The sequence below is a fragment of the Albimonas pacifica genome (assembly GCF_900113695.1).
Taxonomy (GTDB): Bacteria; Pseudomonadota; Alphaproteobacteria; order Rhodobacterales; family Rhodobacteraceae; genus Albimonas; species Albimonas pacifica.
Genome location: NZ_FOQH01000002.1, coordinates 588239 through 607665, shown reverse-complemented (window position 1 = coordinate 607665; position 19427 = coordinate 588239). Strand labels below are relative to the sequence as shown.

General features: G+C 76.4%; 12 protein-coding genes. 9 read left to right on the top strand and 3 right to left on the bottom strand.

What is annotated here, in order from left to right:
- Positions 1–256 precede the first annotated feature (256 nt).
- From BM064_RS05370 to BM064_RS05330, 9 genes are all read left to right on the top strand, one after another.
- Positions 257–661, top strand: a complete 405-nt coding sequence (locus BM064_RS05370; RefSeq protein ID WP_092858609.1) for a hypothetical protein — start codon at positions 257–259, stop codon at positions 659–661.
- Positions 658–2211 carry a sulfotransferase gene (locus BM064_RS05365; RefSeq protein WP_092858606.1) on the top strand — a complete coding sequence of 518 codons (1554 nt, stop codon included), beginning with the start codon at positions 658–660 and terminating at the stop codon, positions 2209–2211. Before BM064_RS05370 ends, BM064_RS05365 begins: the two co-directional genes overlap by 4 nt.
- Complete coding sequence (locus BM064_RS05360) at positions 2208–3479, top strand: arylsulfotransferase family protein (RefSeq protein WP_092858604.1); 1272 nt, start codon at positions 2208–2210, stop codon at positions 3477–3479. Before BM064_RS05365 ends, BM064_RS05360 begins: the two co-directional genes overlap by 4 nt.
- A gap of 363 nt (positions 3480–3842) precedes the next feature.
- Positions 3843–6335, top strand: a complete 2493-nt coding sequence (locus tag BM064_RS05355; RefSeq protein WP_218160957.1) for a TonB-dependent receptor — start codon at positions 3843–3845, stop codon at positions 6333–6335.
- Positions 6336–6345: 10 nt separating this feature from the next.
- A complete protein-coding gene (locus BM064_RS05350) occupies positions 6346–7350 on the top strand; it encodes a (2Fe-2S)-binding protein (RefSeq protein WP_092858602.1) in 1005 nt (334 codons plus the stop codon).
- Positions 7351–7376: 26 nt separating this feature from the next.
- Positions 7377–8306, top strand: coding sequence for an iron-siderophore ABC transporter substrate-binding protein (locus BM064_RS05345; protein ID WP_092858600.1), 930 nt, complete (start codon positions 7377–7379; stop codon positions 8304–8306).
- Positions 8307–8348: 42 nt separating this feature from the next.
- Entirely contained in the window at positions 8349–9374 is a 1026-nt protein-coding gene (locus BM064_RS05340) for a FecCD family ABC transporter permease (RefSeq protein WP_092858598.1), read from the top strand.
- Positions 9371–10357 carry a FecCD family ABC transporter permease gene (locus BM064_RS05335; RefSeq protein WP_092858596.1) on the top strand — a complete coding sequence of 329 codons (987 nt, stop codon included), beginning with the start codon at positions 9371–9373 and terminating at the stop codon, positions 10355–10357. The genes BM064_RS05340 and BM064_RS05335 overlap by 4 nt, the downstream gene beginning before the upstream one ends.
- Positions 10350–11165 (top strand): ABC transporter ATP-binding protein, encoded by an 816-nt coding sequence (locus BM064_RS05330; RefSeq protein WP_245779059.1) that lies wholly within the window; start codon positions 10350–10352, stop codon positions 11163–11165. Before BM064_RS05335 ends, BM064_RS05330 begins: the two co-directional genes overlap by 8 nt.
- A gap of 281 nt (positions 11166–11446) precedes the next feature.
- Here the strand turns inward: BM064_RS05330 and BM064_RS05325 are convergent, their stop codons facing one another.
- The 3 genes from BM064_RS05325 to BM064_RS05315 are packed head-to-tail and all read right to left on the bottom strand — an operon-like array spanning position 11447 to position 19427.
- Positions 11447–12112 (bottom strand): 4'-phosphopantetheinyl transferase family protein, encoded by a 666-nt coding sequence (locus BM064_RS05325; protein WP_092858594.1) that lies wholly within the window; start codon positions 12110–12112, stop codon positions 11447–11449.
- Positions 12109–13428 carry an MATE family efflux transporter gene (locus BM064_RS05320; protein ID WP_092858592.1) on the bottom strand — a complete coding sequence of 440 codons (1320 nt, stop codon included), beginning with the start codon at positions 13426–13428 and terminating at the stop codon, positions 12109–12111. Before BM064_RS05320 ends, BM064_RS05325 begins: the two co-directional genes overlap by 4 nt.
- Before the next feature lie 11 nt (positions 13429–13439).
- On the bottom strand, positions 13440–19427 hold the full coding sequence (locus BM064_RS05315; protein ID WP_092858590.1) for a non-ribosomal peptide synthetase: 5988 nt from the start codon (positions 19425–19427) through the stop codon (positions 13440–13442).

The window sequence follows — 19427 nt, the reverse complement described above, 5'->3', positions numbered from 1 at the left end:
GCCGGCCGAGGCGCCGGCCACAGGCGGCAGAGCGGGGTGACCGGCCGCTCATCTTTGCGGCGCGCACGCCCCGAAATCGCCGCGGGAACAACCGCTTGAAGCCCTTCGAGGGTCATTCTCGATACCGATGTCTCGATCCTCCCGCAGACCGGAACCCGCAGCGGTTCCGGTCTGCGGCCCACGGCGAACCGGGAGGGGAGGCGCGCCGTCCCGTTCCCCGCGACCTTCGCGTCGCTCTGTCGAAAGGCGTTCCGCCATGGCCAGCCCCCTTTCCCTCCGCCCCGCGCCGCGGGCCCGCGCGCGGCTGCGCGCGGCCCTGCTCTCCGCCGCGCGGCTGCGCGCGGCCCTGCTCTCCGCCGCGCTGCTCGCGCCCGCCCTGCTCGCGCCGCAGGCGGCTTCGGCCTACGTGGGGCCGGGCGCGGGGCTGACCGCCATCGGCGGCATGCTCGCCCTCGTCGCCGCGGTGCTGCTCGCGATCGCGGGCTTCGTGTGGTACCCGCTCAAGCGCCTGCTGCGCGGCCGTCGCGCCGGGACGACCGTCGCCGAGACGCCGCCCGCCGCGTCGATCGAGCCCGCCGCGCCGCCCTCGCCGGCGGCCCCCGTCTCCCGCGAGCGGCCCGAGCCCGGCGCGCCGGAGACCGCCGGGGCCCGCGACCGGTGATCCTCGCCGCGCTGCTTCTCTCGGTCCTCGTCTTCGTCGCGGCGCTGCGGCTGACGCGGGTCGAGCCCGCCGCGAGGCGGACGCTGGCGACCGCGCGGGAGGCGTCGGCCGCGATGCGCGACCCGACGCTCGACGACGACGCCAAGGAGGCCCTGGCCCGCCGCGCGGCGGGCCGGATGCTCGGGGCTTTCGCCCATCTGGCGCTGGCGGGCGCGGCGGCGCTGGCCGCGGCCGGCGCGGTGGTCTGGGCGGGGGCGCAGGCGGGGCTCTACACTCTGGCGGGGGCCGAGGCCGTGGCGACGGGCTGGCCGTTCCTCGCCGGCTCCACCGTCTTCGCGATCCTCGCCTGGATCGCCGTCTCCCGCCTCCCGCGTCGCGACGCGGCGGCCGACGACGCCGCGGACGCGGACCCCGAGGTTCCCTACGGCGCCGCCGACCGGGCCCTGCACCGGATCGGCTTCGCGACGCTGGGCGTTCAGCGCCGCATGGCGCAGACCGAGGCCGAGCGCCATGCCGCGGCCATCGACCTCGCCCACGCCCGCCGGCCGATCTTCATCGCCTCGCTGCCCCGCGCCGGGACCACGGTGACGCTGCAGGCGCTGGCCTCCCTGCCGGAGCTCGCCTCCGCCACCTACCGGCACATGCCCTTCCCGCTGTTCCCCCTGACCTGGGGCGAGACCTCCCGCCGCTTCCGCCGGGAGGCGAGCGAGGCGGAGCGGGCGCATGGCGACGGGCTCTCGGTCGGCTTCGACAGCCCCGAGGCCTTCGAGGAGCCGGCGTGGATGGCCTGGTGGCCCGAGCACTACCGCGGCGGCGTGGTCCGCGCCTGGGCCCCCGACGAGCGGCGGGAGGGGTTCGAGCGGTTCATGCGCTCCCACATGGCGCGGGTGGTGGCGGCGGAACGCCGGCACGGGACCCGGCCGGAGGCCCGCCGCTACGTCGCCAAGAACAACGCCGGCATCGCGCGGATCGGCCTGCTGCACGCGACCTTCCCGGACGCCTCGGTCGTCGTGCCGGTGCGCCATCCCTGGGCGCAGGTCGCCTCCCTCATGCGCCAGCACGCGCGGTTCGAGCGGCTGCACCGCAAGGACCCGTTCGGCCGGCGCTACATGGAGGGGCTGGGGCATTTCGAGTTCGGTCAGGCGCTGCGCCCGCTCGCCTTCGGGACCGCGCGGCCCGACCGCGCCCGCGCCCACGAGCCGGCCTTCTGGCTGGAGATCTGGTGCGCGGCCTTCGAGACGCTGCTCGCCCAGGCGGGGCCGCGCACGATCCTCGTCGATCACGAGGCGCTCTCGGCCGATCCCGCGCCGCATCTCGCGGCGCTGGCGGAGGCGCTGGCGCTCGACGATCCCGCCGCCCTGGTCGCCCAGGCGGGTCGGCTGCGTCCCGGGCGGACCGTCCCGGCCCCCGACGCGCCGGCGGAGCTTCTTGCCCGCGCCGAGGCGCTGCACCGCGCCCTCGTCGCGCGCGCATTGCGTCCGCATCCCACCCCCCAGCCCGAGCCGGCCTTCGCCGGCGAGGCGCCCACCTCGATCAGGAGCGCGTCATGAAGGAGCCTCTCCCCTTCGCCGCCTTCATCGCCTCGGCGGCCCTGCTGGCGACCGGCTACGGCGTGGTCGCCGAGCGATACGGGCTGTTCCCCGCCCCGCAGATCGTGGGCGCCATCGAGACGGCACATGAGCTGTCGGCCAACTGGCGCAACGACTTCGGGATCGAGCCCACGCGCCATCTGGTCGAGGCGCGCCGCACCGGGCGCGCCGGCCCCGACGAGGCGCGGGTCGACCACCAGCCGGGCGGCGGCGCGCCGGGCATGGTGCTGGTGGCGGGCCTCGACGTCGACCAGGACCGCGCCCACCACGCGGTGACCCTGCAGGACGAGGAGGGCGTCCCCCGCCATGTCTGGCCGGTGCGCTACGAGCGTCTGGTTCCCGACGGGACGCGCCCGCAGAACACCATGCTGCACGGGATGGAGGCGTTCGCCGACGGCTCCCTCGTCGTCGCCTTCGACGGGGGCGACGCGCTCGCGCGGATCGACGCCTGCGGCGATCCGATGTGGGTGCGCCGCGGGGCCTACCATCATTCGATCGCGAAGGGCGAGGACGGCGCGCTGTGGACCTGGCGCGAGCTCGCCATCGAGAAGATCGACCCGGAGACGGGCGAGACCCTGCACAGCCTCGACCTGATGACCCAGGTGGCCGCGGCCGGCGACCCGGTGCACGGCCAGCACGGCGTCTTCTCGATCCGCGCCCATGCGCTGCGGGAGGGCCGGGCCTACGACAACGATCCGCTCCACCCCAACGACGTGGAGCCGCTGTCCTCGGCGATGGCCTCGGCCTTCCCGATGTTCGAGGCGGGGGACCTGCTGATCTCGCTGCGCGAGATCAACCTGGTGGCGGTGATCGACCCCGACGACGGCGCCCTGCGCTGGGCGAAGCACGGCCCCTGGCACAAGCAGCACGACCCGGACTTCCAGCCGGACGGGACCATCACGCTCTTCGACAACGCCACCGGCTCGGGCGCCTCGCGCATCCTGCGGGTGGATCCGGCGACCGACGCGGTCTCCACCGTCTACCAGGGCGACGAGGGCGCGCCCTTCTACAGCTTCCAGCGCGGCAAGCATCAGATGCTGCCCGGCGGCGGCGTGCTGGTGGCGGAGGCCGAGCACGGCCGCATCTTCGAGACGGCCGCCGACGCCTCGCTGATCTGGGAGCAGGAGGCGATGTGGGACGCCGAGCGCAACGTGATCGTGACCGAGGCGCGCAAGATCCCGCACGAGTTCTTCGCCGCCGGCCAGCCGAGCTGCGCCGCGAGGGACTGATCCTCCGCCGTCGCGACCGGGACGGGGCGGGCCAAGCGGCGCGCCCCGTCGCCCGCCGCGCGCGCCGGCTTCGCGACGCGGCGGCCCATCGACGGGCCGGGTCGTCCCGGCGGTTCCGGACGCCGTCCGGTCCGGGCGGCGCCGCCCCGCTTCCCGAGAGGCGTTTCGCGGGGGGTTTATCGCCCGGCGCGGCCGCTTCGGGCGACGGCGCGTCCGATCGGACGACAGGCGCCATTGATTTCCGATCATTTTGCTCAGATACAGGGCGGGCCGCGTCCAGCCGCTCGCCATCCCGTCCGCCGGGGCCAGCTCCATCGCACGCAAGACGCTCCCAATCGATTGTTGCGAGAAGGACGCCTTGATATGGCCCCCACCGACTGCAAGACCGCGCGCGGCGCGGCGACCGCCGAGCGGCGCCGCGCCCTGCCCGTCGCCACCGCCGCCGTGATGTTCGCCGCCCTCCCCCTCGCCGCGACCGCCGACGCGGCGGGCCCGGGGGGCGCGCAGGCGGCCGTGCAGGTCGACCTGCCGGCCGGGGCGCTGGACCTCGCGCTGGCCCGGCTCGCCCGCCAGACCGGGCTGACCATCCGCGACCGGGGCGGCCTGGCCGAGGGGCGGGTCTCCCCGGCGCTCAGCGGACCCTGGACGCCGGCGGCGGCGCTGGAGGCGCTGCTGGCGGGCTCGGGGCTGACCTCGCGCATCGCCGCGGACGGCACGGCGGTGCTGATGCCGGCGCAGGCGACGGCGGCGCAGCTCGCCCAGGCCACGGTCGCCGACCCGGCCGAGCCGGTGATGCTGGCGCCGGTGGTGGTGGAGGGCGAGAAGCTCTCGCGCGAGCGGTTCCGCACTTACACGAGCGTCGGGGTCGCGACCGCGGACGACATCGAGACCTACGCCCTCGAGTCGCTCGACCAGGCGTTGCAGCGGATGCCCAACGTCACCTCCAAGCCCGACGGCAGCGGCGACGCCAACATCGTGATCCGCGGCCTGAACGCCGAGGGCGTGACCCAGCCCAGCCGGGCGGCGCCGATCATCTCGGTGATCGTCGACGGCGCCCAGCAGGGGGTCGAGGCCACCCGCCGCGGCAGCCGCGGCCTGTTCGACGTCGAGCAGGTGGAGGTGCTGCGCGGCCCCCAGTCCACCCTGCAGGGCCGCAACGCGCTGGGCGGCGCGGTGATCGTCGAGACCAAGGACCCCACCTGGGAGCCCGAGATGATCGTCGAGGGCGAGCTGGGAACCGAGGAGCGCAAGTCCGGCGCGCTCGCGCTCTCGGCCCCCCTGATCGAGGACCAGGTCGCCTTCCGCATCGCCGGCCAGGTGGCGCGCGAGGAGAAGGACATCCGCTACACCAACCCCGCCGCCGCCTCGCTGAAGGAGGACGAGTTCGAGGAGATCCGCGGCAAGCTGCTGATCGAGCCGAACGCGATCCCCGACCTGCGGGCGCTGTTCACCGTCAGCCACACCCACGACAAGCCGGGGTGGAACGTGGTCTCGGGGCCCGACTTCTTCGACCGGGTGTTCGACGACCCCACCGGCACGGCGGCCGAGTTCCGCGACACCTACGTGAACCGCTACGTGGCGGATCTGGACTACGACCTCTCGGGCGGGTTCGCGCTGAAGTCGATCACCGCGATGTCGGACACGGACGTGGAGATCTGGTCGCCGGCGGGCTCGGCCTTCGACCGCGCCGACACGCGGGATGCGCGCGACATCTCCCAGGACCTGCAGCTGACCTTCGAGTCCGACGACTCGGCGCTGTCGGGCCTGGTGGGCCTGTTCTACGGGCATTTCCAGACGGATCTGGATTCGACCATCGCCACGAACCAGCTCGCCCCCTTCGGCATCCCGACGGCCTTCTTCCAGCAGCTCGACGCCACCAACGAGACCGAGACCTTCGCGATCTACGCCGACGCGCGCTATGCGCTGACCAGCAGGTGGACGCTGATGGCCGGCGGGCGTCTGCTGCAGGAGGAGGTGTCGTCGGACTTCCGCGGCCGGGCGCTGGACGTTGGGGCGACCCAGGCCGCGATCGCGGAATGCGCCGTCGCCGGCTGCGTCCCGCAGGCGGTCTACGGCTCGCTGGACGAGAAGAGCTCCACCACCAACACCGTGTTCCTGCCCAAGGTGGGCGTGGCCTATGACGTGACCCCGGACCACACCCTGGCGCTGACCGCGGCGCGCGGCTACCGGGCCGGCTTCTCGGAGGCGGTGGCGGGGTCCACGGCGATCAACGAGGTGGAGCCGGAGTTCCTGTGGTCCTACGAGCTCGCCTGGCGCTCGCGCTGGATGGGGGACCGGCTGGAGGTCAACGCCAACACCTTCTGGTACGACTACGAGAACCAGCAGATCCTGACCTTCAACCCCGCCTTCCCCGGCCAGACCGTCACCCAGAACAGCGCCGAGTCCCATGCCTACGGCCTCGAGGTCGACGCCCGCTGGCAGGTGCAGGAGGGGCTGGAGATCTTCGGCGCCGTGGGCCTGCTGAAGACCGAGTTCGACGAGGGCCAGACCACCGCAGGCGACCTCAGGGGCAAGTCCTTCCCCGAGAGCCCGGCGGCCACGATCAGCATCGGCGGCGCCTGGCGGCATGCCAGCGGCGCCTTCGCGGCGGCGGACGCGACCTACACCGGCAGCTACTACAGCTTCGGCGACGTCGCCAACTCCCGCGCCCGCGAGGTCGGGGCCTACACGGTGGTCAACGCCCAGGTCGGCTACGACCTGGGGCCGGCGACGGTGGCGCTCTATGTGCGCAACCTCTTCGACCAGCAGTACGTGACCTCGATCGACTCCACCGGCGCCAACGCCACCGTCGGCGAGGGCCGCAGCGTCGGCCTGCGCCTGCGCGCGACCTTCTGAAGGCAGGGGCATGAGCGGCCAGGGCAGGAACGGCGCGACGGCGCCCCCCACCGAAAGCGAAGCCGCCGCCGCCGCCGCGGCGGCGGGCCCCGCCGCGGGCGGGCCGGACGGCGGGGGCGGCGGGGCCTCCGGCCATCCGCTGGACGCGGTCTTCGCGGCCCTCGCCCGGCCGCGCCCCCATCTGCGCCCTGGGCGCGCCGACGCGCCCGGCGGGGCGGCGCCCGAAGGCCGCCCGGCGCTGGCCGCGCTCTGCGCCGACGCCCCGGCCCTGCGCGCGCTGCTCGAGCGGCCGCGTCGCCACGATCCGCGGCTGACCGACAAGATCCTCGCCGCCTCGCTGATCATCCTGGCCTCGGGCCCGGTCTCGACGCTGGCGGCGGCCTGCCTGCTGGGCGCCGGCATCGTCCCCCGCCTGGGGGCGGAGCGGGTGGCCTTCGCCGTGGGGACGGCGGCGTCGGCGCAGGAGCGGGACCCGATCCACCTCGACCTGCTCGACCCCGGCTTCGACGCCGCGCCCGGCCCCTTCGCGGCCCATCCCCAGGCCCGCCCCCTGCCGGACCGCGACGCCCTGCGCACGCGGATGCGCGAGGAGCTGGAGGGCTTCCTCGCCCCCCTGGTCGCCGCCCTCCACCGGGAGACGCGGCTGTCGCGCGCGGCCCTGTGGCGGCTCGCCGGGGACGCGGTGGCGGGGGAGTTCCTCGACGTCGGCCGCTTCCTGGGGCGCGAGGACCTGGCCCGGGACGACGCTCTGGCGATCCTCAAGGTGCCCGGCGCCCCGATGACCAACCCGCAGCTGCGCTATCTGGAGGTCGAGATCCCCGACCCGCAGCGCCCCGATCGCCCCCTCCTGCGCCGCAGCTTCCGCGCCCGCGGCGGCTGCTGCCTGTGGAAGGACCTGCCCGGCGCCTCGCTCTGCACCACCTGCGTGCTGCGCCCCGAGGCCGAGATGCGCGCCCGGGTCGAGGCCGGCCTGCGCCGCCGCCTGGGCCTGCCCGCCCCGGACCCCGCCCCATGATCCCCATCACGCACAGGAGCGCCGCCATGCGCCGCCCCCTCCGCACCGCCCTCGCCCTGACGCTGTCCCTCGCCGCAGCGCCCGCCCTCGCGCAGTCCTGCGAGGGGAGGCTGGTCGAGGGGCCGACGATCCTCGGCGGTCCGGTCTGCGCGCCGGCCGATCCGCAGCGGATCCTGGCGCTGGACCCGACCTTCTCGCTCGGCATGGCGCTGGAGCTGGGGCTGCCGGTGGTCGGCGCGCCTCTCTTCGGCATGTCCGACGCGAGCCTGAAGGCGAAGGCCGATGCCGCCGGAGTCGAGAGCATCGGGAATTTCGTCGAGCCGAGCCTCGAGACCGTCGTGGCGCTGCAGCCCGACCTGATCCTCGGCGCCGGGATGCTGGGCGAGAGCGTGCTGGCCATGGCCTCGCAGATCGCGCCGACGGTGCTGATCGGGGCCGAGAACTGGAAGGACTACTTTCGCGTCCTCGCCGCCGCCACGGGACGGGAGGCGCGGGCCGAGGCGATCCTGGCCGACTACGAGACCCGCGTGGCCGAGCTGCGCCCGCGGGTGACGGAGGATCCGGTGTCAATCCTGCGGATCACCTCCTGGGACTTCCAGGTCTATCTGGATTCGCCGCGCGCCTACGGCCCGTTCCTGGTGCTGCGCGACCTCGGCGTGCGCCGGCCGGCCTTCGAGACGGCGCAGGGCGAGGAGACGATGCGCCGCCCCGACTGGGAGGAGCTGGCGGGACTGAGCGGCGAGGTCCTGCTCTACATCGTCGGCGGCGCCAACGAGTCCGACCAGAACGGCCGCCATGAGGAAGTGCTGGCCCACCCCCTCTGGCAGGCCCTGCCCGCGGTGCAGGCCGGCCGGGTGCACCGGGTGGACGCCGCCACCTGGATGGAGTTCTCGGGCGCCGCCTCCGCCCACCGGGTGCTGGACGACGTCGAGCGATACCTGCTCGAGGCCCCGTGAGCCCGCGCATGACCGGACCCTGCGCATGATCGGCCCCGCCGCATGATCGGACCCTCCGCCTCCGCGGCGCGGTTCGCGGCCCTGCTGGCCGCGCTGGGCCTGGGGCTGGCGCTCGCCTGCCTCTGGTCGCTGCGCACGGGCGCGATGCCGATCCCGCCGGGGGAGCTCGTCGGCGCGATCTTCGCGCCCGAGGGGAGCCATGCCGACGTGGTGGTCCGCTCGGTGCGTCTGCCACGGCTGCTGACCGGGCTGATCGCCGGGGCGGCGCTGGCCGCGGCCGGGGCGATCATGCAGGCGGCGACGAACAACCCGCTGGCGTCTCCCGGCATCCTGGGCGTGAACGCGGGCGCGGCCTTCGCGGTGGTGACGGCGACGCTGGTCGCGCCGGGGGCGGCGATGGGGACGCTGGTCTGGTGGGCCTTCGCGGGCGCGGGGATTGCGGCGGTCGCGGTCTACGGCGCGGCCTCGGCCGGGCGCGGCGGGGCGACGCCGGTGAAGCTGGCGCTGGCCGGCGCGATCCTGTCGGCCTTCATCGGCTCCTTGACCGCCGCGGCGCTGATCTTCGACACCGGCTCGCTGGACGCGGTGCGCGCCTGGACGGTGGGCTCGGTCGAGGGGCGGACGATGGCCTCGGTCGCGGCGGTCGCGCCTTACGCGGGGCTGGGACTGGCGGCGGCGCTGGCGTTCTCGCGCCAGGTCACCACGCTGAGCCTCGGGCCGGAGGTCGCCCGCCAGGTCGGTCAGCGGGTCGGGCTGTGGCGGGCGCTCTGCGCGGTCTGCGTGGTGGCGCTGGCGGGCTCGGCGGTGGCGCTGGCGGGGCCGGTGGCCTTCGTGGGGCTGATGGTCCCGCATGCCGCCCGGCTGAGCGTGGGGGTCGACTATGGGCGGATCCTGCCGGTCTCGGCGCTCGGCGGCGCGGCTCTGGTGGTCGCGGCCGACGCGGCCCTGCGCGCGGGCCTGCCGGGGCGGGACGTGCCGGTGGGCGTGGGGCTGGCGATGCTCGGCGCGCCCGTCTTCATCGCGCTCGCCCGCGGCCGCGCGGTCGGGCGGGCCGAGGCGCGGGCATGAGCCGCGCGGCCCTCGGCCCCGCTCTGGCGCTGGCGCTGGTCGGGCTCGCGCTGGCGTCCCTGGCGATCGGCGACCGGGCGATCCCGGCGGCGGAGCTGCTGGGGGCGCTGGCCGGCGACCGCGCCTCGGCCCCCGCCTCGGCGATGATCGTGCTGGACCTGCGGCTGCCGCGGGTGGCGCTGGCGGCGCTGGCGGGCGCGGCGCTGGGGGCGGCGGGGGCGGTGGCGCAGACGGTGATGCGCAATCCGCTGGCCGAGCCGGGGCTGCTGGGCATCAACGCCGGCGCCGCCGTCGCGGCGCTCGCCGGGGGCCTGTGGCTGCACGGTCTGCCCGCGACCCTGACGCCCTGGTTCGCCTTCGCCGGCGCGCTGGGCATGGCGGCGGCGATCTGGGGGCTGTCGTGGCGGGGCGGGACCTCCTCGATCCGGATCATCCTGGTGGGGATCGGGCTGAACGCCATGGCCGGGGCGGCGGCGGCCTTCATCTCGCTCTTCGCCGAGATCACCGCGCTGCAGCGGATGCAGGCCTGGCTCGCCGGCTCCGTCGCGCAGGCGCGGTGGGAGACGGTCTGGCCGCTGGCCGCCTGGACCCTGCCGGGGCTGGCGCTGGCGCTGGCGGCGAGCCGGGAGCTCGACCTGCTGGCCTTCGGCGCGCAGACCGCGCGGGCGCTGGGGCAGCGGGCGCAGCTGGCGGCGGGGCTGGCGGTGGCGCTCTGCGCGCTGCTGGCGGCGGCGGCGGTGGCGGCGGTGGGGCCGGTCGCCTTCGTGGGGCTGATCGCGCCGCATCTGGCGCGGCGGCTGGCGGGGCCCTCGCATCTCGCGCGGCTGCCGGCGGCGGCGGCGTCGGGGGCGCTGCTGCTGATGGCCGCGGACCTGGTGGGGCGCACCGCCATCGCCCCCACCCAGATCCCCGCGGGCCTGCTGACCACGCTGATCGGCGCGCCCTTCTTCGCCTGGCTGCTGTGGAGGGGGCGCCATGCCTGAGCCGATGCCCAAGCCCATGCCCAAGCCCTTGATCGAGGCCCGCGGCCTGCATGTCGCCTATCCCGGCCGCGCGGTGATCGAGGGGCTGGACCTCGCCCTGCCCGCCCGCTCGCTGACCGCGCTGGTCGGGCCGAACGGCTGCGGCAAGTCCACCCTGCTGCGCGCGCTGGCGGGGCTGGCCGCGCCGCGCGCCGGGCAGGTGCTGCTGGACGGAGCCGACATCGCCCGGATCGCGCCCAAACGCCTCGCCCGCCGGGTGGCGATGCTGCCCCAGGGCCCCATCGCGCCCGAGGGCCTGAGCGTGCGCGACCTCGTCCGCCAGGGCCGCTATCCGCACCGCCCGCTGCTGGGCGGCTGGTCGACGCAGGACGCGGACGCCGTGGCCGAGGCGCTGCGGCTGACGAAGCTCGAGGACCTGGCCGAGCGTCCGCTCGACGCCCTTTCCGGCGGGCAGCGGCAGCGCGCCTGGATCGCGATGACGCTCGCCCAGGGCGGAGAGGCGCTGCTGCTGGACGAGCCGACGACCTATCTCGACATCGCCCACCAGGAGGAGGTGATGGCCCTGCTGCGCCGGCTCGTCGACGAGCGGGGCGCGACGGTGGTCGCGGTGCTCCACGACCTCAACCAGGCCGCGCGCTTCGCCGACCGCATGGTGATGATGAAGGCCGGCGCCGTGGTCGCCGAGGGCTCCGCGCAGGAGGTGGTCACGCCCGCGCGCATCGCCGAGGTGTTCGACCTGCCGGTGATCGTCGCGCCCAGCCCGGTCGACGGCGCCCCGATGGCGATCCCCACCGGCGCGGGGGCCTAGCCGACGGGGCGCCGCCGCCCGCCTGCCGAGAGCGGACGGGTCGAACCGACGGGCTCCGCCACGCCGTCGAGGATGCCGTCGCCCAGGCGCTCCCTGTCCTCCGCAAGGGCGACGGCGTGCTCTACGGGACGACCGTACGCTTTCGCCGTTCGTCCCCCCCTCGCAAGGGATTGCAGGCGCGACGGATGTCTGGCCCAACGGGGCGTCCGATCGCCGGCGGGACGGTCCATGACCGCACGGAGGGGGGAATGCCCGCCGGCCCCGCGCGGCCCCTCGCAGGGTCAGGGGAGATGCGCCAGCGTCACGCAATGCGCCGCGTCCAGCCGGTAGGCGACCCGCGTGCGGGCGCCCCGGAAGACCAGCGTCAGGGCGGCGGCGTCGATGCGCTCGATCCGCGCCTCGGCGAAGTCGGGCACGTCGTCGAGCCGCGGCGACAGCGCCTTGTAGAGCGCCTCCTTCGCCGAGAAGGCCAGCGTGCAGAGCCACGCCTCGTCCCAGTCGGGCGGGCGGGCGGCGCGGTCGGCGGCGGTCAGGACGCCGGGCCCCACCTCGGCCGCGAGATCGGGGGAGAAGCGCGCCTCGCAATCCACGCCGAGCCCCGCCGCGCCCCGCGCCGCGACGGCGAGGGCGAGGTCGCCGGCATGGCTGATCGAGCCGCGGACGCCCTCGGGCCAGACCGGGGCGCGGCCGTCGCGGCCCACCGCCTCCGGCGCGCCCAGCGCCCGCAGGGCCAGCGCGGCGCAGAGGCGGCCGGCGAGGAACTCGCTCCGCCGCCGGTCGACCGCGCGCAAGAGGTCCGGGGGGAGCGTCAGGGAGACGGCGCCCTGCGGCCCGTCGTGGACGAGCCCCGTGGCGGGGGCGGCGCGGAAGCGGCAGGCCCGCCAGACCACGCCGGGGGCGGGGATCAGGGGGCGGTCGCCGACGTCGGCGATCGAGATCGCCGTCATGCCGGCCCCCGCGTCCGGACGGTCCAGCGGCGCAGCATGGCCAGCGCCTTGGCGAGCTCCTCGGCGAGGAAGGCGAGCCAGACGCCCTCGACGCCCCAGCCCGCCGGGATGCACAAGGCCCAGGCTAGCGGCAGGCCGAAGCCCCAGCTCAGCGACTGGCTGACGATCACCGGCCAGCGCACGTCCTCGACCGCGCGCAGGGCGTGGAACAGCACCATGTTCACCGCAAAGCAGGGCTGCAGGAGGATCGTCAGCGTCAGCAGGCTGCGGCCCAGCGCGTGCACCTGCGGGTCGTCGGAGAACAGGCCCAGGAACGGCTCGGCCGCGAGCCGGATCGCGATGGCGCAGCCCATCGACAGGCCCGCGGCGATGCCGGCCGCGCGAAGCGCCTGGCGCTGCGCGGCCTCGCGGTCCCCCGCGCCGAGGCGATAGCCGATCAGCACCTCGCAGCCCTGGACGATGGCCATGATGACCAGCGTCAGGAAGGACATCGCGATCATCACGTAGGCGCGCGCCAGCACCGCGACCTCGCCCTGGGTCGCGATCACCGCCAGCAGGACCATCTGGTAGACCCCGTAGGCGATGAAGTCCGAGACGCTGGGCGCCGCCAGCCCCGCCATCCGCCGCGCCAGCGCCGCCCGGCGCAGCAGGACGCGCGGGCGCAGGCGCAGCCCCATGCCGCGCACGAGGATCGCCGCCAGCGCCATGGCCACTCCGGCCCGCAGGACGAGATTGGCGATGCCCGCGCCCTCGGACCCCAGCGCGGGAACCGGCCCCGCGCCCAGCACCAGCAGGACTTCGAGACCGAGATAGGCCGCCGCCCCGATCACCCCCAGCGCCATCACCAGCCGGCTGCGCCCGAAGGCGCGCAGCACCGCCACCGCGGCGTTGCCGAAGCACAGGAACACGATCGCCCCGCCCGCCCAGCGCAGGAACAGCCCGGCGTCGGCCTCGATCCCCGCCTCCAGCGTCATCAGCCGCAGCACCAGCGGTCCGACCAGCGCCAGCGCGGCGCCGAGCGCCAGGCCCAGGGCGCCGTTGGCCAGGCAGGCGACCTCGGCCGTGCGCTCCGCCGCCCGGCGGGCGCCGGCTCCGAGCTGCTGGGAGATCAGGATCACCGCCCCGATCCCCATCAGCGCCGAGACCTCGACCGCGATGCGCATCACCTGCCCCGCCACGCTCAGCGCCGCCGCGGTTCCGGGGCCGTGGCGGCTCCAGATCATCATGTCCAGCGCCATCACCGCGAACATCACCAGCGACTGCAGGAACAGCGGATAGCTGAGCTGGAACAGCGTGCGCTCGCGCGGCTCGGGCAAGGGGCGCAAGCTCAGTCCTGCTCGAAGGAGACGAGGTCGGCCAGCGCGCCGGGGTCGAACTCGTCGGCGCTCAGCGCCTCGATCCGGGCGGGGGGCGCGGACGCCGTCGCGCTCGGGGCGGCCTCGGTCGCCAGCGCCGCGAGGGCGGCGAGGCTGCGGGCGCGGAACGCCTCCCGCGGATCCAGCGCCAGCCCCGCCTCCGCCGCCCGCGCCGCCACCTGCAGGGCGCGCACCGAGTCGCCGCCCAGTTCGAAGAAGTCGTCGTGGCGGCCGGGGGTGGGGATCTCCAGCACCTCGGCCCAGATCGCGGCGAGGAGGCGTTCCCGCGCGCCCTGCGGCGCCGCGTCGGGGTCCCGCAGGCGGGCGGCGAGCGCGGCGCGGTCGGGGGCGCCGTCGGGGCGGCGGGGAGTGGTCTCGATCCAGCGCAGCCGGTCCGGCAGGCGGCCGGGCGGCAGCAGCGCGCGGGCGGCGTCGAGGAGCGCGGCCTCCGCCGGGCGCGTCGCTGCGGGGTCGGGCTCCAGGAACAGCTCCAGCCGTTCGGGCGCCCCTCGGCCGGCGGGCAGCGCCAGGGTCGCCGCGGCGACGCCGGGCTGGGCGGCGAAGGCGGCCTCGATGGCCTGCGGATCGAAGGGCGGGCCGCCGAGGCGCTGCGGCTCTGCCGGCGGCTCGGCCGGGCGCAGTCGGCCGGCGAGGTCGAGGCGGGCATGAAGGCCGGTGCGCAGCAGGCAGGTCTCGGCGACCGGCGCGCCGGGCGGAGCGTGCGGGTCGGGCAGGAAGCGCGCCGCCGTCCCCGCAGGATCGCCCAGCCGCCCGCGCGCCAGGGCGGCGCCGGAGAGCGCAAGCTCTCCGACCGTGCCCGGCGGCGCCAGCCCGCCGTCCGCGTCCAGCAGGCGGACCCGGACGCCAGGGGCGGGGCGCAGCGCGCCGCCCTCGGCCAGCAGGGCGCCGGGAAGCTCGGCCGGGCCGCGGGCCTCGGCCGCGTCCTGCAGGCCGGCGAAGCGGATCAGGCGGGGGGCTGCGCCCTCCGCGATCCGCACCGCGTCGGGCGGGCCGTCGGTCTCCGGCAGCCCGCCGCCGCGCAGGGCCGCGGCCAGCGCCGCCAGACCGGCGGGCGCGTCGAGCCCCGCGCCGCTCGCGATCCGGGCGCCGGGCGCGATCGGGCCGAGGCAGCAAGCGAGATGGGCGAGGAGGGCGACGTCGTGCAGCACCGGCGCCCCCTCGGCATCGGGCAGGACCAGGCCGCCGCCGGTTTCCAGCGGGGCGTGGGGTCCGGTCGCGGCCGGCGCCTCGGCCAGGCCCTCGCCGCCGGGAAGGCCAAGGCAGAGGCGGGCGCCGGCCTGCGTCGCCAGCCGGCGGCGGGCCGGGCCCGCGTCAGGGATCGGAGCGGGGGCGCCGCCGGCGCCGAGCACGGCCAGCAGGGCCGCCGCCGCCGCGTCTCCGTGCGCAGGCGTCGCCACGACCTCGCCGCGCCGCAGACCGGCCGCGCGCAGCGCGGCGGCGCCGGCGTGGACCCGGGCCAGGAGGTCCGGGAGCCCGGGCGCCTCTGCGAGCCAGGCCGTGGGCGTTCCCTCCGCCGCCGGGGGCGGGGGAGGGAACGCCAGGTCCTCCGCCGTCAGCATCGGCAGGTCGCGCAGCGGGGCGGCCGCGCCCTCGGCGAGCGCCCGGAGCAGCGTCTCCAGCCGCCGGGCCAGCCGCTCGGCGATCTCGGGGGAGAAGAGGTCGGCGGCGTAGTCGATCCAGCCCTCCAGCCCCTGCCCGGTGCGGGCGAACTCCAGCGACAGGTCGAAGCGCGCGCGCGGGCGGGCGGAGGGCAGCGCCCGCCAGCTCAGGCCCGGCGCCAGCTCCCCCTCCGCCGGCAGGGCGCGCATCGAGAACAGGGTCTGCACCAGGGCCGCGAGGTCGTCGCGCCGCGGTGGGGAGAGGAGGTCGATCACCTCCTCGAACGGCAGGTCCTGGTGGGCGTGGGCGGCGAGCACGGCGTCGCGGATCCGCTCCAGCGTCGCGTCGAAGGGCTCGTCCGGCGACGGCTCGGCCCGGATCGCCAGGGTGTTGACGAAAAGGCCGACCAGCCCCTGCAGCTCCGGCTGGCGACGGTGGCTGACGGGGGTTGCGATCAGCAGGTCGCGGGCGCCGCCGTGGCGGTGGAGCAGCACGGCCCAGGCGGTCAGCAGCAGCATGAAGGGCGTGGCTCCCGCGGCGCGTGCGCGGGCCTCCAGCGCCTGCGCGGTCGGCGGGTCGAGGCGCAGGTCCACGCGCCCCGCCTCGCCGCTGCGCCGCGCGGGCCGGGGGAGGTCGGCGGGGAGCGGGGTCTCGGCCGGCGCGCCGTCGAGCCGGCGGCGCCAGAAGTCCCGCTGCCCCTCCAGCTCCAGTCCCCGCTGCCAGGCGGCGAAGTCGGCGTAGCGCAGCGGCAGGTCCGGGAGCGGCCCCGACTGCGGCCCCGATTGCGGCCCCGACAGCGCCGCGCGCAGGTCGGCGAGGATCACCGCGAAGGAGGCTTCGTCGGCGAGGATGTGGTGCAGGCAAAGCAGCAGCACGTGATCCTGCGCCCCCATCCGCACCAGGCGCGTCCGCCACGGGGGCGCGGCCTGCAGGTCGAAGGGGGCGGTCGCGTCCGCGGCGCGAAGGCGGTCCAGCGCCGCCTCCCGCTCCGGGGTCGGGAGGGGGGAGAGGTCGTCGAAGGCGAAGACCGGCTCGGCCGTGGGCAGGATCTCGACCGTCGCCTCGCCGCGCCGCGCGGGGAAGCGGGCGCGCAGGACCTCGTGGCGGGCGGCGAGCGCCGCCAGGGCGTTGCGGACGGCCTCCGGGTCCAGCGGCCCCGACAGGCGCGCGGCGAGCGGCAGGTGATAGTCCGCCCGGCCGGGATCGAGCTGCGCCAGAAGCCACAGGCGATGCTGCGCGGCCGAGAGGACCGGCGCGGCCCCGGAGCGGATCGGCGGCAGGGCCTGCGCGCCGTCGAGCGCGTCGAGCCGGGCGCAGAAGCGGGCGAGGCCGGGCGCCTCGAACAGGTCGCGCAGCGAGACCTCTAGGCCGAGGCGCGCCCGCACCTCCCCGATCACCCGCAGGGCCGGCAGCGAATGGCCGCCCAGCGCGAAGAAGTCGTCCTCGGGGGCGACGTGGGCGACCTCCAGCGCCTCGGCCCAGATGCCGGCGACGATCTCGTCGCGGGGGGAGCGGGGCTCGGTCGCCCCGGGCGCCTTCGGCTGCGTCCCGGGCGCCGGCAGGGCCTTGCGGTCGACCTTGCCGTTGGGGGTCAGGGGGAAGCGCTCCACCGTCACGAAGGCGGCGGGGATCATGTAGGCCGGCAGGCGTTCGGCGAGCGCCGCGCGCAGGGTGCGGGGGGCGGGCGCAGGACCCTCGGTCCTGATCCAGGCGACGAGGCGGGCCGCGGCGCCCTCGCCCTGGACCATCGCCACCGCCTGAAGAATCTCCGGGCGCGCCTCCAGCGCCGCCTCGATCTCGCCGAGCTCGATGCGGAAGCCGCGCAGCTTCACCTGGTCGTCGAGCCGGCCGGAGAGCTCGATCGTCCCCTCGGGGGTGGTCCGGGCGCGGTCGCCGGTGCGGTAGAGGCGGGCGCCGTCGATCGTCACGAAGCGCTCGGCGGTCAGCTCGGGCCGGCCGAGGTAGCCGGGGCTGAGGCCGGCGCCGCCGATCCACAGCTCTCCGGTCGCGCCCTCGGGAACCGGCCGGCCGGCGTTGTCGCGCACGCTGAGCGTGGTGTGCGCCAGCGGGCCGCCGATGGGCGCCCTGGGGCCGGCGAGGAAGGCGGGGGTCAGCCGCAGGGCGGCGGACCAGATCGTGGTCTCGGTGGGGCCGTAGAGATTCCAGAGCTCCGCCCCCAGACCCAGCAGGTCGCGGGCGAGGCCCGCGTCCAGCGCCTCGCCGCCCGAGAAGATCCTGAGCCCCGCGCAGCCCCGCCAGCCGGAGTCGCGCAACACCCGCCAGCCGGCGGGGGTGGCCTGAACGGCGGTTATGGCGCGCTCCTCGATCAGCCGGGCGACCAGGCGCCCGTCCATGCCCGCGCCCGCCGGCGCCAGCACCGCCGTCCCCCCGGCGCAGAGCGGGCCGAAGATCTCCAGCGCCGCGATGTCGAAGGCGACCGTGGTCAGCGCCAGCAGCCGGTCGGAGGCCGCGAGACCCGGCGCGACCTGCATCGAGGCCAGGAAGTTCGCCAGCGCCCCGTGCGGGATCGGCACGCCCTTGGGCCGCCCGGTGCTTCCGGAGGTGAAGAGGATGTAGGCGAGGTCCCCGGGTCCGACCGGGACCGGAGGGGCGGCGGGGCCGTCCAGCGTCTCGATCCGCGCGGCACGCGCGGCGGTCGCCGGGCCCAGCGCCGCCTCGCCGGTCGCGTCGACCACCACGAGGCGGGCGCCGGCGTCCTCCAGCGCCCAGGCGATGCGCTCGGCCGGGTAGACCGGGTCCAGCGGCAGGTAGGCCGCCCCGCAACGCCAGACGGCGAGCAGCGTGGCGACCAGGTCCGGGGTTCGGTCCATGCAGACCGCCACCACGTCGCCCGGCCCGACGCCGCGGGCGCGAAGGCCGCCGGCGAGGACGGCGGCGCGGGAGTCGAGGGCTTCGTGGCTCAGGACCTCGCCCTCCGCCGTCTCCACCGCCGGCGCGGCGCCGCGGGCGCGGGCGGAGGCGGCGATGGCCTCGGGCGCCAGCGGCGGGGCGGGGGGCGTCGGGCCCCGGCCCAGCGCGGCCAGGCGGGCGTGCTCCGCGGGGGGGATCACGTCGATCTCGCCCAGGGGGCGGGAGGGAGCTTCGGCGAAAGCCTCCAGCGTGCGGCGCAGGCGCGCCTCCAGCGCCGGCAGGACGGCGGCGGGGATCCGCGAGGTCTCGGCGCAGAGCACGATCTCCAGGTCCTCTCCCGGCAGGACCTTGAGGGTCAGGGGCAGGCCCGTGCGCTCATGCAGGCCGGTGTCGGAGAGGCGGATCTCGGCGCCGTCGCGGCGGGCGACGGCCTCGATGCTCTCGGGATAGGTCTCGACGATCAGCAGGCTTTCGAACAGCGGCGTGGCGCCGAGGCCGAGCCAGCCCTGGATCTCGCCCGGGGCCGCGCGGGGGGCGACCTCCTGCGCGCGCTGGGTCTCCTGCAGGGCGCGTAGCCAGTCGGCGAGCGGGCGCTCGTCCTCCACCTGCACACGCAGCGGCAGGGTCTCGAGGAACAGGCCCACCATGCGCTCGGCCCCCGGCAGCTCCGGCGGGCGGCCGCCGAGCACGCAGCCGAAGGTCACGTCCCCCTGCCCCGCCTGGCGCGAGAGCAGCAGCGCCCAGGCCCCCTGCATCAGCGTGGCGAGCGTCAGTCGCTGCGCCCGCGCCGTCCGAGCCAGCGCGGCGGTGGTTTCGCGGCCCAGGCGGAAACGATGCTCGGCAAGCCCCGGCGCGCCGCCGGATCGGTCGAGGCCGAGCGGCGTGGGCAGTTCGGCCCCCGCCAGGGCCTCGGTCCAGGTCTCGCGGGCGGCGTTCGGGTCCTGGGCCGCGCGCCAGTCGGCGAAGGCGCGGAACGGGGTGGGGGCGGGGCCGGGGTCCTCTCCGGCGAGGATCGCCAGCATCTCGCGCACCAGCAGCGCCCCCGACCAGCCGTCGAGCAGCAGGTGGTGGAAGGTCCACACGAAGGTCCGCTCGGCCTCGCCCGTGCGGATCAGGGCGAAGCGCATCAGCGGCGCGGCCGAGAGGTCGAAGCCCCGCGCCCGGTCCTGCGCCAGCCAGTCCTCGAGCGGCATGTCGAGTTGGTCGATCGAGGTCCACTCCGGTTCCGCCTCGGCGTGGATGGCGAAGGCGGGGCGGTCGAGATCCTCCCAGTGGCAGGCGGCGCGCAGCAGGTCGTGGCGGGCGATCACCGCGGCCCAGGCGTCGCGGAAGGCGGCCTCGTCCAGCGGGCCCGAGAGCCGGCCCCAGTATTGCTGCACATAGGCGCCCGTCTGCGGGTCGAGCAGCGACTGGAACAGCATCCCCGCCTGCATCGGGGTCATCTCGTAGACGTCCAGGATCGGGTCCAT